Origin of the sequence: Sagittula sp. NFXS13, assembly GCF_040148795.1 — a bacterium.
Classification (GTDB): domain Bacteria; phylum Pseudomonadota; class Alphaproteobacteria; order Rhodobacterales; family Rhodobacteraceae; genus Sagittula; species Sagittula marina.
This window is the reverse complement of the sequence record NZ_JAGEMH010000006.1, coordinates 75,330-89,909: the sequence shown is the minus strand read 5'-3', so window position 1 is coordinate 89,909 and position 14,580 is coordinate 75,330. Positions and strand designations below refer to the sequence as shown.

Annotated in this window: 16 protein-coding genes and 1 riboswitch; of the genes, 1 reads left to right on the top strand and 15 read right to left on the bottom strand. The window is 62.1% G+C overall.

Translation table 11 applies throughout. The annotated features are described in order from the left end of the window. Positions 1–14 precede the first annotated feature (14 nt). From queF to queC, 4 genes are read right to left on the bottom strand one after another with little or no spacing between them, the layout of a single operon-like run. Positions 15–476, bottom strand: a complete 462-nt coding sequence (gene queF / locus J4E08_RS13790) for a preQ(1) synthase (protein WP_183968507.1) — start codon at positions 474–476, stop codon at positions 15–17. An 11-nt stretch (positions 477–487) separates the two neighbouring features. Beyond that, on the bottom strand, positions 488–1,204 hold the full coding sequence (gene queE / locus J4E08_RS13785; RefSeq protein WP_349538992.1) for a 7-carboxy-7-deazaguanine synthase QueE: 717 nt from the start codon (positions 1,202–1,204) through the stop codon (positions 488–490). Next, positions 1,201–1,554, bottom strand: a complete 354-nt coding sequence (gene queD / locus J4E08_RS13780; RefSeq protein ID WP_349538991.1) for a 6-carboxytetrahydropterin synthase QueD — start codon at positions 1,552–1,554, stop codon at positions 1,201–1,203. The genes queE and queD overlap by 4 nt, the downstream gene beginning before the upstream one ends. Then, positions 1,554–2,255, bottom strand: a complete 702-nt coding sequence (queC, locus tag J4E08_RS13775) for a 7-cyano-7-deazaguanine synthase QueC (RefSeq protein ID WP_349538990.1) — start codon at positions 2,253–2,255, stop codon at positions 1,554–1,556. The genes queD and queC overlap by 1 nt, the downstream gene beginning before the upstream one ends. A gap of 310 nt (positions 2,256–2,565) precedes the next feature. On the opposite strand from queC, the gene J4E08_RS13770 reads away from it, so the two are divergent. Next, on the top strand, positions 2,566–3,294 hold the full coding sequence (locus tag J4E08_RS13770) for a 4'-phosphopantetheinyl transferase family protein (protein WP_349538989.1): 729 nt from the start codon (positions 2,566–2,568) through the stop codon (positions 3,292–3,294). Here J4E08_RS13770 and J4E08_RS13765 read toward each other — a convergent pair. From J4E08_RS13765 to J4E08_RS13715, 11 genes are all read right to left on the bottom strand, one after another. After that, a complete protein-coding gene (locus J4E08_RS13765; RefSeq protein WP_349538988.1) occupies positions 3,284–3,757 on the bottom strand; it encodes a 6,7-dimethyl-8-ribityllumazine synthase in 474 nt (157 codons plus the stop codon). The two genes, J4E08_RS13770 and J4E08_RS13765, sit on opposite strands and share 11 nt — an antisense overlap. Positions 3,758–3,828: 71 nt before the next feature. After that, positions 3,829–3,967: riboswitch (FMN riboswitch) on the bottom strand. A gap of 42 nt (positions 3,968–4,009) precedes the next feature. Beyond that, on the bottom strand, positions 4,010–4,993 hold the full coding sequence (locus J4E08_RS13760; RefSeq protein WP_349538987.1) for an ABC transporter ATP-binding protein: 984 nt from the start codon (positions 4,991–4,993) through the stop codon (positions 4,010–4,012). Continuing rightward, entirely contained in the window at positions 4,990–5,952 is a 963-nt protein-coding gene (locus tag J4E08_RS13755; protein WP_349538986.1) for an ABC transporter ATP-binding protein, read from the bottom strand. Before J4E08_RS13755 ends, J4E08_RS13760 begins: the two co-directional genes overlap by 4 nt. Next, on the bottom strand, positions 5,953–6,927 hold the full coding sequence (locus J4E08_RS13750; RefSeq protein ID WP_246429422.1) for an ABC transporter permease: 975 nt from the start codon (positions 6,925–6,927) through the stop codon (positions 5,953–5,955). Continuing rightward, entirely contained in the window at positions 6,924–7,856 is a 933-nt protein-coding gene (locus J4E08_RS13745) for an ABC transporter permease subunit (RefSeq protein ID WP_183968493.1), read from the bottom strand. Before J4E08_RS13745 ends, J4E08_RS13750 begins: the two co-directional genes overlap by 4 nt. A 60-nt stretch (positions 7,857–7,916) precedes the next feature. Continuing rightward, positions 7,917–9,539 (bottom strand): peptide ABC transporter substrate-binding protein, encoded by a 1,623-nt coding sequence (locus J4E08_RS13740; protein ID WP_349538985.1) that lies wholly within the window; start codon positions 9,537–9,539, stop codon positions 7,917–7,919. Between the two features lie 3 nt (positions 9,540–9,542). Next, positions 9,543–10,520, bottom strand: coding sequence for a LysR family transcriptional regulator (locus J4E08_RS13735; protein ID WP_349538984.1), 978 nt, complete (start codon positions 10,518–10,520; stop codon positions 9,543–9,545). A 1-nt stretch (position 10,521) separates the two neighbouring features. Continuing rightward, complete coding sequence (locus J4E08_RS13730) at positions 10,522–11,580, bottom strand: ABC transporter ATP-binding protein (protein WP_349538983.1); 1,059 nt, start codon at positions 11,578–11,580, stop codon at positions 10,522–10,524. Next, the gene (locus tag J4E08_RS13725; RefSeq protein WP_183968485.1) at positions 11,577–12,569 is read right to left on the bottom strand and encodes an ABC transporter ATP-binding protein; all 993 of its coding nucleotides are present in this window, start codon (positions 12,567–12,569) and stop codon (positions 11,577–11,579) included. The genes J4E08_RS13730 and J4E08_RS13725 overlap by 4 nt, the downstream gene beginning before the upstream one ends. Positions 12,570–12,573: 4 nt before the next feature. Beyond that, the gene (locus tag J4E08_RS13720; RefSeq protein ID WP_183968483.1) at positions 12,574–13,536 is read right to left on the bottom strand and encodes an ABC transporter permease; all 963 of its coding nucleotides are present in this window, start codon (positions 13,534–13,536) and stop codon (positions 12,574–12,576) included. Beyond that, on the bottom strand, positions 13,533–14,513 hold the full coding sequence (locus tag J4E08_RS13715; protein ID WP_349538982.1) for an ABC transporter permease: 981 nt from the start codon (positions 14,511–14,513) through the stop codon (positions 13,533–13,535). The genes J4E08_RS13720 and J4E08_RS13715 overlap by 4 nt, the downstream gene beginning before the upstream one ends. Between the last annotated feature and the right edge of the window lie 67 nt (positions 14,514–14,580).

Here is a 14,580-nt window from a genome sequence, read left to right as displayed (position 1 = left end):
GGTATTCCTTTAACTCAGCCGCGGCCGCGGTAGGGAGGGACACCCTGATCGGGAATCCAGACGCTCTCGGGCAGTGGCCCGGTCTGCCAGAAGACATCGATGGGAATGCCACCGCGCGGATACCAGTAGCCGCCGATCCGCAGCCAGCGCGGGTCGAGGAAGTCGACCAACCGCCGTCCGATCGACACGGTGCAATCCTCATGAAACGCGCCATGATTGCGAAAAGATCCCAGAAACAGCTTCAGCGACTTCGACTCTACCAGCCATTCGCCGGGCACATAGTCAATCACGATATGGGCAAAGTCGGGCTGTCCGGTCATCGGGCAGAGCGAGGTGAACTCCGGCGCGGTAAAGCGGACGTTATAGTCCACGTCCGCCTGTGGGTTTTGCACGCGCTCCAGCTCTGCCGCTTCGGGCGAGGCGGGCAGGGCGGTCGCACCGCCGAGCTGCGTAAGATCCTTGTAAATATCGGACATGAAAGTTCCTTTCAGACGCCGCGCAAGTTGCCCCACAGGAGCACGTGAAGCTGCGGCAGGATACGGGGGGCGAACCAACGGTCGGCGGTGGCCTTGTCCACCAGCCAGCGCAGACGAGCGGTCGTGGCCTCCAGGCTGACGGCCACGTCCGGATCGACCTCCGGGTTGCCCGGTTGCAGATACAGCGGCAGGTCAGGGTGACGGGCGGCAGCCTCCTGCGCCCAAGCGTAGTCGGCGTTGTCGAAAATCACGATCTTCATCACGGTCTTGGCCGGTGCGCCCGCCCTGACGCAGTCGGCAAAACGCTCCCAATCCACCGTCTCTCCGCTTGACGGCGGCTTGGGGCTGAGCACCAGGGTGTCGAGGCGCGCGAACCAGTCTTGCGGCACCGATCCTTGCGTCTCGCAGGCAAAGCGATAGCCCTCGGCGCGGCCCATCTCGATCACCGGGCCAAAGTCCTGGATGGCCGGATTGCCGCCAGAGATTGACACCGTCAGCGGCTGGCCACCGGACAGGTGACGCACCTCGTCCATGATCTGCGCGGCCTCCATCGCGGCCCATTCGTTACGATGGGCGCTGTCGACGGCGTGCATGGAATCGCACCAGACGCAGCGATAGTCACACCCGCCTGCGCGGACAAAGACCGTCGGCTCGCCGATCAACGCACCTTCGCCCTGAATGGTGGGGCCAAAGATCTCGGCGATGCGCAAGGGGCGGTCCCGTGTCATGGCCGATACTCCGCCCATGTTTTTGGCGTCTCCGAGATTTTCACCGCCGTGACCTCGGGCCAGCGGGCGCGGCACCAGTCAAAGAAGTGTTTCGCCATGTTCTCGGCGGTGGAAGGCACGTCCATCACGTCGTTCAGATGACGGTGGTCGAACTGCCCGTCGATGTATTCCTTCAGCGGCATCAGCGCGTGATAATCACGGACGAAACCGTCGCTGTTGAGAGTTTTTGACGCAAGCTCCACCACGACGACATAGTTGTGGCCATGCAGACGGGCGCATTGGTGATCGTCGGGAAGATGCTCCAGCCGGTGCGAGGCGGAGAAGTGAAACTCCTTGGAAATGCGAAACATCAGGCCGCTCCGTGCTGTGCGACGGCGGCGCGCCAGAAATCCGGGTCGGCGTAGATGGTCGGGTCTTCGACGCCCGCAAGGTCGAATGCCTCACGGCGTTCGACGCAGGTGCCACAGCGTCCACAGTGTTGCGCGCCGCCCTTGTAGCAGGACCATGTGCGGTCGAACGGCGTGCCGTGGGCTGCACCGTCGGTGACGATATCGGCCTTGGACCGACGCACGAAAGGTGTCCAAAGCGAGACATCGGCATAGCCATCCAGCGCCGCTTTTTGCATGGTATCAAAGGCTTCGGTGAACGCGGGGCGGCAGTCGGGGTAAATAAAGTGATCGCCGCCATGCACGGCCGTCGCCACCGCCTGATCGCCCTTTGCGGCCGCGATGCCATAGGCGACGCTCAGCATGATGGCGTTGCGGTTTGGAACGACCGTGATCTTCATCGTGTCCTCGGCGTAGTGTCCGTCGGGCACGTCGATGTCATCGGTCAAGGCAGATCCTGTGAGCGCCGCGCCAACAGGGCGCAGGTCAATGATGTGATGCGGCACATCCAGACGCGCGGCGGCCTCTGCGGCGAAGTCCAGTTCTTTCAGATGCCGCTGGCCGTAATTGAACGACACCAGCCGGGTCAGAGCGCGGGTCTTTGCGGTAATATGTGCCAGCGAGACAGAGTCCAATCCGCCGGAGCAGATAACGAGCGTTTTCATGTGTATCCCTTGTTTTGTTGACCGGGTGGGCTGCGACCGGTTGCGCGCGGGCTTACAGGATGCGGACCGGCGGCGCAATCGGAGGTTGGTCGCACGCTGGCGCAGCTCCATGTCCGCAGCGCGCAATCCTTGTACGACGCCGCGCGTTTCGCCACGCGGATGCCCCGCGACCGGCACCGAGGGCAGGGCTTGGGGCGCTTGGAGGTGCCTCATGGGTGCGTATAACCTTGAGCGCCACGCTGCGTCTTGGGGCACCCCCTGTCAGGCGGGCCGGCTTGCGCGCGGCTCTCTCCGGGTTCTAATATGCGACATGGATATTTCGTCTAACACAGCAGAGGCCAGTTGCCGCGTCGGGCCGATCCGCGCCAGTTTTGCCCCGGACATGGACCGCTACGATGTCTCGGGCGTGGAAAAGCGGCGCCACGAATTTCTGACCGGGCGCAGTCTGGCCGAAAATGCGCTGTGTCATATGGGCTGCTCTGACCCGTTTGTGGGGCGTCACCCCGACAGATCTCCGATCTGGCCAGCCGGTTTCTGCGGATCGATCAGCCACAGCGACCGGCTTTGCACGGTGATGGTGGGCAAGACGTCCGCCCTGCGGTCAATCGGCGTGGATATCGAGCCGCAAGGTGCGGTGCCGGATGGCCTGCGCGACACGATCTATGGCCCAGGCGATGATCCGGACGGCGCCGACCCCACGCTCATCTTCGCGGCGAAAGAAGCGTTCTACAAGATGTGGTACCCGTTGACGGGCGTCTTTCTCGATTTCCCGGATGTCGGAATTTCCGTGCTTGGGACCCAAGTGAAAGCGCGGCTGCTGACACGCACCGCGCCAGTGCCGCAGTTGCAGCAAATCCACGGCTGCGTGTCACACTGCCAAGGACACATCATGGTGGTGTTCGCGCTGGAACAGGCGCCCGGCGCGCAAATCCGTCTGTACGATCAGGTCAGCGCGTTGTGCCAAACCGCAAACGCGCCACCCCGAGACGGGAAAGACAAGCCCCCAGCGGCACCGGGGGCCCATTGGATCACCCGTTGACCACGGCGAGGTCGGGACCGGGCAGGGCAATGTCAAAGACGCCGCGCACGGCATTGGCTGCCTCGGCCCCTTTGGTGACAAAATGCTCGCGGTAGAACGTGGTGAGCAGCTCGGTTTCCTGATAGTTGTGCGGCGTCAGCGAGACAGAAAAGACCGGCACATCGGTAGTCATCTGCGCGTCCATCAGACCTTTGACCACGGCATCGGCGACGAAATCGTGACGGTAGATCCCGCCATCGACGACAAAGGCGGCGGCGACCACGGCGTCATACTTGCCGGTCTGGGCGAGACGCTTGGCCAGCAGGGGCATTTCGAACGCGCCGGGCACGTCGTAGGCGTCCACTTTCGCGCCGGGCAGATTGGTCTTCGCCTCGGCGAGGAACCCGTCGTGCGCGCGGTGAACGATATCGGCGTGCCAGCTGGCACGGATGAATGCGATGCGTTTGGTGCTGTAGTCGGTCATGTCGGAACCCTCCGTTAGATACAAAAGGTCCCAAGGCTTCCGGCCGCACGACAGGGGTAAACCCGCCGTCCGTCGCGTCTCTTCCATCCGGACTTTAACCGTCGGCCCCGGAGTTCCACCGGATCTGCTTGACCCCCGATCCTGTGTGGATCGAAGCGCTCGCGGGCTATCACCGCCGGTGGGGAATTTCACCCCGCCCTGAGAACAGCCTGAACATACATATCCAAAATCGAAAATCCAGCCCCGAAATGATTAGGTTGCAACGACTTCTTCAGCACGGATGCACGCCACCTGCGCGCCGTTTATGTCGCGAAGCGCCGGACGGGCGTCGCCACAGGCCGCGACGGCGTGCGGACAACGCCCCTGAAAGAAGCAGCCCTTCGGCAGATTCAGCGGAGAGGGCAGATCGCCGGTGAGAATTTGGGGAATCACCTTCACGTCCGGGTCGGGTACAGGCACCGCCGACAGCAGCGCCTGCGTGTACGGATGCCGGGCGTTGCGGACAACATCGCGGGCGCGTCCCAGCTCCATCATGCCGCCAAGGTACATCACCAGCACGTCGTCGGAGATATGGCGCACGATGCCAATGTCATGCGCGACAAAGATCAGCGTCAGGTTCATTTCGCGTTGCAGGTCGCGCAAGAGGTTCATCACCTGCGCCTGGATGGAGACATCAAGCGCTGAGACAGGTTCGTCACACAGCAGCAGGCGCGGCTCCGCGGCCAGCGCACGGGCGATGCCGATCCGCTGGCATTGCCCGCCGGAGAACTCGTGCGGATAGCGGTTGGCGTTGCGCTGCGGGATGCCGACGCGATCCAGCAGCTCGGTCACGCGGGCCTTGCGATCGGCGGCAGAGCGTTTCGGAAAGAACTGGCGGATCGGCTCTTCGATGGTTTGCTGCACGGTCATGCGCGGGTTGAGCGAGGCCACCGGGTCCTGAAAGATCATCTGCACATTGCGCCGCAGATCGAGCACATTGCGGCGGTCGAGGTAATTCACCTGCTTGCCGTCCAGATGCACGGTGCCGCCGGTCGGCGTGGCCAGACCGGCGATAGCGCGAATGAGGGTGGATTTGCCACAGCCGGATTCCCCGACGATGCCAAGCGTCTTGCCCGCCGCCAGATCAAAGGTGACACCGTTGACGGCGCGCACCTTGTCCGGGGTCTGCCACGGCCAGGGCGCGGAGTTGGTGATGGTGAAATCGACGTGCAGGTCGCGCACAGAGAGCAAGGTCATGTCAGCTCCTCCACCGGGCGGATGCAGGCGCGTTGACGCGTCTCGCCGGTCAGCTCAGGGACGGTGGCAAAACAGGCGTCCACCGCATCGACGCAACGCGGCGCAAAGGGACAGCCCGTCAGCGCGCGCATCGTATTGGGCGGCTGGCCGGGAATGGCGTGCAGCTCGCCGTCGTCGTCATGGATGTTTGGCACGGCGCGCAGCAGGCCGCGCGTGTAAGGGTGTTGCGGTTCAGCGAACAGCGCGCGGGTTCCTGCGCGCTCCATCACCTTGCCGGAATACAGCACCAGCGTGTCTTCACAGGCCCCGGCCACCACGCCAAGATCATGGGTGATCAACAGGATGGACGTGTCAAAATCGCGCCGGATGTCTTCGAGCAGCCGCATGATCTGCGCCTGCACCGTCACGTCAAGCGCGGTCGTCGGCTCATCCGCAAGGATCAACTTGGGGTTACACAGCAGCGCCATGGCGATCACGATCCGTTGGCGCATCCCGCCGGAAAACTCGTGCGGATAGCTGCGCAGCCGGTTCTTGGCATCGGGGATCTGGACGGCATCCATGACCTCGATGACACGCTGGCGGGCGGCGTCGCCTTTCAGTCCTTCGTGCAGCTCGAGGCTTTCGTTCAGCTGCCGTTCAATGGTCATGTAAGGGTTGAGAGAGCTCATCGGGTCCTGAAAGATCATGGCGATCTCCTTGGCCCGGATCTTGTTCAGCTCGCGCGTCGTCATGGCCAGCAGGTCGCGCCCGTTGTACAGGATCTTGCCCGAGGTGCGGGCGTTCTTTGCCAGCAGCCCAAGGATCGACAGGGCGATCTGTGACTTGCCGGAGCCGGACTCGCCCACCAGCGCCTGCGTCTCGCCCCGGCCAATCTGAAACGACACGTCGTTGACAGCATGGACCAGACCATCGGGTGTCTCGAACTGGATCGAGAGGTTTTCAACGGAGAGTAGGGTCATTTAGCGTTCCTTCGGGTCCAGCGCGTCGCGCAGCCCGTCCCCGATGTAGTAAAGCGAAATCTGGTTCACCGCGAAAAACAGCGCCGGGAACAATAGCTGCCAGAGCGTGCCGTAGGTCATGGTCGAGGCGCCTTCGGAAATCAGCGCGCCCCACGAGGTCTGCGGTTCCTGGATGCCCACGCCGAGGAAGCTCACGAGGCTTTCCATCATGATCGCGTCGGGGATGGTGATGGAGGTATAGATCACGATCACCCACAGCATGTTGGGCAGGATGTGGCGGGCGATGATCTTGAAATCCGACAGTCCCATCATGCGGGCGGCATCGACAAATTCACGGTTCTTCAGGGTCATGACCTGACCCCGCGTGATCAGCAGCCCGGCGGTCCAGTTGATGAGGATCATCACGAGGATCATCTGCGTGACCGACCGGCCAAAGAACGCCTGCCAGACCACGAAGAAGATGATGTAGGGGATCGACAGGGTGATATTGTAGGCCGCCATGATGATCTGGTCGGTGCGTCCGCCGTAATACCCGGCGATGGCGCCGAAACACGATCCGATCAGAACCGCCGCCACCCCGGCGAGGAACCCCACCATCAGCGAAACGCGCGTGCCCTGCACAACGCGGGCGTAAAGGTCGCGGCCCAGCTCGTCGACGCCGAACCAGTGGCCGTTGTCCAGACGCGGGCCGCCTTCGGTTTCGACGTTGCCCAGCAGGCTCCAGTCGATTTCCTCGATGTTGTACTGCGCGAACAGCCCGCCAAAGATCGCGAACAGAAAGATCGCCAGCAGGAAGACGCAGCCGATCATGGCCATGCGGTTCTTGAAAAACCGCCGCCGCGCGTCTGCCCAGAACGAGCGGTTTGTGATCATTTCTTCGGCGGCGGCAAGCTCGGCCTGTTCAAACTGGCGGCGCGCGCCAAAGGCGGTGCGCGGATGGTTTTCGGGGCTGTCTGTGGTCTGTGTGTTGGTCATTTCAGGCCACTCCGGACTTTGGGGTCAATGGCGGCGTAGGCCAGATCCACCGCGAGGTTGAGCACGAAGGTCAGCACGGAATACAGGATCGCAAGGCCAAGGATGACCGAGTAATCGCGGGTGTAGGCCGCGTCGATAAAGCTTTGCCCGATGCCGCCGGTGCTGAAAAACACGTCGATGAAGACTGATCCGGTGATCATGTAGACGAACACAGGCGACATGTAGGAAATCACCGGCAGCAGCGTGGGCTTCAGCGCGTGGCGGATCATGATGGTGCGTTCCGGCAGGCCTTTCGCCCGCGCGGTGCGGATGTAGGGCGAGCCCAGCACCTCGAGCAGCGAGGACCGCGTGATGCGGGCGACGTTGGCCAGGTACGAGGTGCCAAGAGCCACGGCGGGCATGACGACGTATTCCCATTGACCGCCGTTCCAGCCTCCGCCGGGCAGAAGCCCAAGCGCCAGCGTGAAGGTCAGCACCATCAGCGGCGCCAGCACAAAGTTCGGGAAGATCTGGCTGAAGATGGCAAAGCCGGTCATCACGTAGTCCCAGAAACTGTTCTGGCGCAGCGCGGCGATGACACCCAGCGGAATCCCCAGCACAAGGACGAACACCGCAGACCAGAAGCCGTACGTCAGCGTCACCGGGAAACCCGCGGCGATGATATCGTTCACATCGCGGTCCCGCTGCGCAAAGCTGGGGCCAAAATCAAAGTTGAAGAAGATGTTCTTCAGATACGTGAAAAGCTGCACATACAGCGGCTGATCAAGGCCGTAGCGTTCCAGCACATTGGCCATGATCGCCGGGGGCAGGGGCCGTTCAGATGTGAACGGACCGCCCGGCGCCAGCCGCATCAAAAAGAAACAGATGACGATCAGACACAGGATCGTCGGCAGCACCGCAATGGTGCGGCGGAACGTGTATTGCAGCATGACGGGAACCTATCGGTCAGGGAGGAGCCGCCCCCGCGCATCAGGGGGCGGCAACCGGTATCACTCGGCGACTTTGTAGAAGTCCTTCGAGTACATTTTTTGCATCACGTTCTCCATCGGCCAGCCCTTCAGGTCGTCCTTCAGCAACATGTTGACAGAGTAGTGGTAGACCGGGATCACCGGCATGTCCTCGGCGAGGATCTGTTCGATCTCGGTATAAAGCGGCGTGGTGTCATGCGAGGATTTCGCCTCGGTCAGCAGCTCATCAACGCGGTCGTTGGAGTACTTCGCATCGTTGTAGCCGGAGCTCGACGCGAGCAGATCAAGGAAGGTGGAGGCTTCGTTGTAGTCGCCACACCATGCGCCGCGCGCCATGTCATAGTTCTGGTTGCCGCGGTTTTCGAGGAAGACTTTCCATTCCTGATTGTCCAGCGTCACCTGCGCGCCCAGCTTCTGCTTCCACATCTGGGTGGCGACGATGGCGATCTGCTTGTGGCTTTCCGACGTGTTGTACAGGTAGGAGAATTCCAGCGGCTCTCCGCCCTTGCCGTAGCCCGCCTCGTTCATCAGATCCATCGCCATCTGGTCACGCTCCGCCTGCGTCATATCGGCGTAATCGATGTCGGGCATCTCAAAGCCATTGGTGGCGGCGGGGGTGAAGTTGTAGGCGGGGAACTGGCCGCCCTTCAGGACCGCATCCACGATCACATCACGGTCGATGGCCAGCGCAAGCGCCTTGCGCACGCGCTCATCCTTGAAGGCCTCGGGCCCCTGATCGGACAGGTTGAAGCTGAAGTAGTAGTTGCACAGACGCGGCACGGCATAGGCTTCGTCGGGCAGCTCTTCTTTCAGATTTGGGTACTGACCGGCGGGGATGTCGGTCTTGTCCAATTCGCCGGCCTTGTAGCGGGTCAGGGCCTGGTTCTCATCCCCGATGACCAGCGCAACGACCTTTTCGATCACGGTGTTGTCATTGTCCCAGTAGGTGTCGCTGCGCTCACGTACGAGGCGTTCCTTCTGGACGTGTTCGGTCAGGACATAGGCGCCATTGCTGACCATGTTGCCGGGACGGGTCCAGTTTTGGCCGTGCTCCTCGATCGCCCACTTCGGCGCGGGAAACACGGTGGTGTGGGCCACCATGTCGGCAAAATACGGCAGCGGCTTGGACAGGGTGACCTCAAGCGTGGTGTCGTCCAGCGCCTTGACCGCGAGCGTGTCGGGATCAGCCTCGCCTGCGATGATGTCAGCCGCGCCGTCGATGGACATGAGTTCCATGTACCACGCATAGGGGGAGGCGGTTTCCGGGGCCACTGCCCGCTTCCAGGCATAGACGAAGTCGCCGGCGGTGACGGGCTTGCCGTCGGACCATTTGGCATCGTCGCGCAGGGTGAAGGTGTAGGTGAGGTTGTCGTCGGAGACCTCATGGCTCAGCGCGACGCCCGGCACGATGTCGCCCTTGGCATCCAGGTTGTAGAGCCCCTCGAACAGGTCGCGCGCCACGGTGGAGCTGTCGACGCCTTCCAGCAGCTGGGGGTCGAGGCTGTCGTATTCGTCCAGCACCCGGTAGGTGTAGGTCTGGTCGTCGGCCAGCGTCGTGCCCTCGGGCACATCGGCGGCAAAGACCGCGGTGGTCAACATGGTGGAGCCGATCAGCGCGGCCAGTGTGAGACGTGTTGTCTTCATTCTTTAACTCCCTGTTTTCGTAGCGTGTAGCGGCGTCACATTCGCATGTGACGTGGCGCCAGAAGCCGGTCCATTGCCTGACGCACGTAGGGCGTTCCAGACGTGGTCCAGTTTTGGTTTGTGATTGTCTCGGCGGCGGTAGATGCGGATTTCCATGTCGGCCTCGAACCGCGCATCCCCGGCGGGCACCAGCGCGCCGGCCTCCAACTCTGCCGCGCAAAACCGGCGCGGCAACCAGCCAAGGCCAAACCCTTCGGATATCAACGCCTTGACCGAAGAGGACAGCGCATTCTGGCTGACAAGCAGCGTGTTGGCGGTGCCTTCGTGACGTTGCAGGATGTCATCGACGATGGGCCGCAGCACAGAGGCAGAGCCGTAGGAAATCAACGGTGCGCGGGCCTTCTCGCCGGGCAGGCGGAACTGTGGCTGCCCCGTCTCATCCGGTTTCGAAACCGGGCTGAAGCGGTCCTTTGCCAGCGTGATGTGTTCAAACCCGCCCTGATCGAGCGGCCGCAGAAATTGCAGCGCCGGGTGCCAGTAGACCATCACAAGATCGACGCTGCCGGACACCAGCGAGGCTGCGAATTTTTCCGCGGGCCAGTCCACCGCGCCAAGGTCCACGGACAGCGCCCCGGTGTCTGCGTGCGGCTGAATGTGTCGGCTATGATAGGTGGTGTACAGCGACTGGGACGCGGCAAGGCGGATCAGGTTCTCGTCCTCCACCTCTGCCGCCTGACAGCGTTCGATGGTTTCTTCCAACCGGCCAAGCATCGCCACGGCCTGATCGTGAAAAATCTCACCGGCGGGGGTCAGCGACAGGGGCAGCGTTTCGCGGTTGATAAGCGTCGCGCCAATGGCCGCCTCCAACGCGCGAATCCGGCGTGAGAAGGCAGGCTGGCTGACATGGCGCTCTTCGGCTGCGCGAGAGAAACTCTGCGTGGCGGTGAGTGCGATAAAATCCCTGAGCCAGTTGAACTCCACCTTAGACGGCCTCCTTTACACCCGACTCGATCCCCGGTTCTGTTCGACCCTCTTCGACCGCGTGGCAGGCTACAAGGCTTCCGTCGGGTTGCGTCACGCTTGCGGGCTTTTCGACGCGGCATCTTTCGTTGGCCATGGGGCAGCGCGTCTGGAACGGGCACCCGGAAGGAAGGTTGATCGGCGTTGGAATCTCACCCCTGAGGCGAATGTGATTCGGCTTGTCATCCTTGAGCTGCGGCACGGCGGAAAGCAGCGCCTTGGTGTAGGGATGCTTTGGCGCTGCGAACAGGGTGCGGGTGTCAGCCACTTCGCAGATGGAGCCGAGGTACAGCACCACGACCTTTGTACCGAAATGCTCCACCACGGACAGATCGTGGGTGATGAACAGATAGGTGATGTCGTGCTGTTCCTGCATCTCCAGCATGAGGTTCAGAACCTGCGCCTGAATCGACACGTCCAGCGCCGAGATCGGCTCGTCCGCCACGATGAACTCCGGGTCCACAGTCAAGGCACGGGCAATGGCAATGCGCTGACGCTGGCCGCCGGACAACTCATGCGAATAGCGCGCCGCCCAGTTTGGATCGACGCCCACGGATTTCATAACGGCGGCGACCTTGTCGCGCACTTCTCCTGCATTGGCGTCCGGGTTGTGATACTTCGTCGGCTCTTCCAGCGTTTGACCGATGGTCATGCGGGGGTTGAGCGAGGCGTAAGGGTTCTGAAACACCATCTGGATTTTCTTGCGGATGGGCAGCAGATCGCGCCCCTTCAGTGTGTCGATCCGCTGGCCGTCATAGGTGATGGAGCCGCCAGACGGTTGCAGCAGGTTTGCCACCATGCGCGCGACGGTGGATTTGCCACAGCCGGATTCACCCACGACGCAGACGGCCTCGCCCCGACCGATGTCAAAGGAGATGTCGTTGACCGCATGCACGGAGGTCGTGTCGCGCACGATTTTGCCGCCGCGAAATTTCAGGCTTTCGAGAAAGCCGCTGTCCACGTCGAACCGCTTTTCCAGATTGCGGATTTGCAGCAAGGCGCCGGTGTCTTTGGGGGTCATTGGGCCGCCTCCGATGTAAGGTCCGATTGCAGGCGTTGCACCTCGTGGCAGGCGACTTCCACGTCGGCGTACTGCACCACTTTGGGCATGGTCGTGCGACACAGGTCGTTGGCCAGCGGGCAGCGCGGGTGGAATGGACAACCTGACGGCATGGCGTTGAGCGATGGCATGGAGCCGGGGATCTGTTTCAGGCGCGATCCCGGCGGGGTCTGTTGCGGCAGCGCGTTGATCAGCCCTTGGGTATAGGGGTGCTGCGGGTCATTGATGATCGACCGGGTCTTGCCCGCCTCGATGATGCGGCCCGCGTACATGACCAGCGTGCGTTCCGTCACCTGTGATACGACGCCGAGGTCATGGGTGATCAGCATCAGCCCCACCATGTTCGACCGGCACATCTCCAGCAGCAGTTCCATGATGTCGGCCTGGATCGTCACGTCAAGCGCGGTGGTCGGCTCGTCCGCGATGATAAGCTGCGGGTCGAGCAGCAGCGCCATGGCGATCACGATCCGCTGGCGCATCCCGCCGGACAATTCGTGCGGATACTGGTCCAGCCGCGCCTCGGGGGAGGGGATGTAGACCTCCTTGAGCTTGACCGTGGCGATCTGGCGGGCCTCTTCGTGGGACAGCTTGCGGTGGGCGCGGAGCGTCTCGACCATCTGCTGACCGATGGTCAGCACCGGGTTCAGCGTGACCATCGGGTCCTGAAAGATCATCGCCATCCGGTTGCCGCGCAACGATCGTTGCTCTCGGGCGGACATCTTCAGAACGTCCTTGCCTTCGAACAGGACTTGCCCGCCGTCGATGTAGCCGGGGCGGGACAGCAGGTTCATCATGGCAAAGCCGGTGATCGACTTGCCCGCGCCGGATTCGCCCACCACGCCCACGCGTTCGCCGCGGGCGATGTCGAAGGAAATGCCGTTCAGCGCGGTGACGGACTGGCCGCGGTTCGAGAATTTGACCGTAAGGTCACGGACGGAAAGCAGGCTCATGTCATCACCCCTTGTAGAGTTTCGGGTTGAGCACATCACGCACCCAGTCGCCCAGCAGGTTGATGACCAGCACCAGCACCACCAGCACCACGCCGGGGATCACGGTGATCCACCACGAACCAGACAGGATGTAGTCGAAGCCTGCGGAAATCAGCGATCCAAGCGAGGGCTGCGACGGTGGCATCCCAAGGCCGAGGAACGACAGCGAGGCTTCGGAGATAATCGCGTTGGCCACCTGCACCGTGGAGATGACAAAGATCGGCGACAACGAGTTCGGCAGGATGTGGCGCACCATGATGCGACCGGGCCCAAAGCCAAGAACGCGCACGGAGTCGACGTATTCCTTTTTCTTTTCCGCCAGAACGGTGGCGCGCACGGTGCGGGCGTATTGCGGCCACTCCGCCACGCCGATCACCGCGATCAGAAAGAAGACGGCGTATTGCGCAAACACCTCTGACCCGAACAGCGCCTGCGTCAGTGCGAGGAAGATGATGGCCACCATAAGCGTCGAAAACGACAACTGAATGTCTGCGAGGCGCATCAGGATGCTGTCCGTGCGCCCGCCCACGTAGCCAGAGATCAGGCCGATGGAAATGCCGAGGAACGCTTGCACCACCACGGCGCACAGGCCGATCATCAGCGACAGGCGTGTGCCGTAGAGGATCGTGGACCACAAGTCGCGGCCCTGGTCATCGGTGCCCAGCCAGAACCCCGGCAGCGATCCGTCCACCCACGCGGGCGGGTATTCGCTGTTCATGATGTCGATGGAGGCCGGATCATACGGATCAAACGGGGCCAGCACCGGGGCCAGCAGCGCCAGCGCCGTGATGATCACAAAGACCGCCAGTGACACGATGGCCACCGGGTTGCGGCGAAAGCTGTAGCCAATGTTGCCCTGCCAGATCTCCTTGAGGCGGGACGGGCGGCGCGCGATCAGTACGGGATTTTCGGCGGATTGGTCGGTCATGCGCCCAGCCTCGCGAGTTTGACGGTGGGATTGACCAACCCGTAGATCAGGTCGACGATTGTGTTTGTCACCACGAAGATAAAGCCGACGACGATCAGGTAAGCCACGATCAGGGGCGTATCGACGCGGTTCACGGCCTCAAGGAACATGGACCCCATGCCCGGCCAGCTGAACACGGTTTCGGTCAGGATGGTGTAGGCGACCATGGTGCCGATCTGCACGCCGCCTACGGTGATAACGGGCAGCAGCGTGTTTTTCAAAGCGTGGACAAAGTAGATGCGCCACGGCGCGATGCCCTTGGCCTTGGCAAAGCGGACGTATTCCGATTGCAGCACTTCCATCATCTCGGCCCGGATCAGACGGATGAACATCGGCAGCATGATGGACGACAGCGCGATCGACGGCATGATGATATGCGCCCAGCCGTCCACGGTCAGGAAATTCGTGTCCCAGTAGCCGATCACATGCACCGTTTCGCCGCGCCCGAACGACGGGGCCCAGCCCAATTCGACCGAAAACAGGTAGATCATCAGGATGGCTGTCAGGAACACAGGGATGGAAATGCCGATGATGGAAATCGCCATGATGGCGCGGCTGATCCATGAATTCGGCTTGATCGCAGTATAGACGCCAAGCGGCACGGACAGTCCGACAATGATCAGCGTCGCGCCGAACACCAGCTCCAGCGTGGCGGGCAGCTTTTTCAGGATCACGTCGACGGCTGGTTCCTTGAAGAAATACGAGGTGCCGAGGTCGCCCTGCAGCGCGTTGCCGAGGAACCGCCCGTATTGCACCAGAAAGGGATCGTTCAGCCCCAGATCGTCGCGCAGCTCCTGGCGAACTTCCTCTGACACGGACTGGCCCACCAGTTCGCGGAGGGGATCACCCAGATTGCCCTGAATGGCAAAGCCGATCAGGGAGATCACCAGCATCACGGCGATGGCCTGAAAGACTCGTTTGACGAGGTAGGCGAACATGAATGGCGGTCCTCTTGGAGTTCTTGGCCGGACGGTCCCGGCAGATGTGCACACGGGCCATGGTGTG

Excerpts from the sequence above, each read along its gene's own strand:
- queF (WP_183968507.1), bottom strand. The coding sequence starts at position 476 with ATGTCCGATATTTACAAGGATCTTACGCAGCTCGGCGGTGCGACCGCC.
- queE (WP_349538992.1), bottom strand. The coding sequence starts at position 1,204 with ATGACACGGGACCGCCCCTTGCGCATCGCCGAGATCTTTGGCCCCACC.
- queD (WP_349538991.1), bottom strand. The coding sequence starts at position 1,554 with ATGTTTCGCATTTCCAAGGAGTTTCACTTCTCCGCCTCGCACCGGCTG.
- queC (WP_349538990.1), bottom strand. The coding sequence starts at position 2,255 with ATGAAAACGCTCGTTATCTGCTCCGGCGGATTGGACTCTGTCTCGCTG.
- J4E08_RS13770 (WP_349538989.1), top strand. The coding sequence starts at position 2,566 with ATGGATATTTCGTCTAACACAGCAGAGGCCAGTTGCCGCGTCGGGCCG.
- J4E08_RS13765 (WP_349538988.1), bottom strand. The coding sequence starts at position 3,757 with ATGACCGACTACAGCACCAAACGCATCGCATTCATCCGTGCCAGCTGG.
- J4E08_RS13760 (WP_349538987.1), bottom strand. The coding sequence starts at position 4,993 with ATGACCTTGCTCTCTGTGCGCGACCTGCACGTCGATTTCACCATCACC.
- J4E08_RS13755 (WP_349538986.1), bottom strand. The coding sequence starts at position 5,952 with ATGACCCTACTCTCCGTTGAAAACCTCTCGATCCAGTTCGAGACACCC.
- J4E08_RS13750 (WP_246429422.1), bottom strand. The coding sequence starts at position 6,927 with ATGACCAACACACAGACCACAGACAGCCCCGAAAACCATCCGCGCACC.
- J4E08_RS13745 (WP_183968493.1), bottom strand. The coding sequence starts at position 7,856 with ATGCTGCAATACACGTTCCGCCGCACCATTGCGGTGCTGCCGACGATC.
- J4E08_RS13740 (WP_349538985.1), bottom strand. The coding sequence starts at position 9,539 with ATGAAGACAACACGTCTCACACTGGCCGCGCTGATCGGCTCCACCATG.
- J4E08_RS13730 (WP_349538983.1), bottom strand. The coding sequence starts at position 11,580 with ATGACCCCCAAAGACACCGGCGCCTTGCTGCAAATCCGCAATCTGGAA.
- J4E08_RS13725 (WP_183968485.1), bottom strand. The coding sequence starts at position 12,569 with ATGAGCCTGCTTTCCGTCCGTGACCTTACGGTCAAATTCTCGAACCGC.
- J4E08_RS13720 (WP_183968483.1), bottom strand. The coding sequence starts at position 13,536 with ATGACCGACCAATCCGCCGAAAATCCCGTACTGATCGCGCGCCGCCCG.
- J4E08_RS13715 (WP_349538982.1), bottom strand. The coding sequence starts at position 14,513 with ATGTTCGCCTACCTCGTCAAACGAGTCTTTCAGGCCATCGCCGTGATG.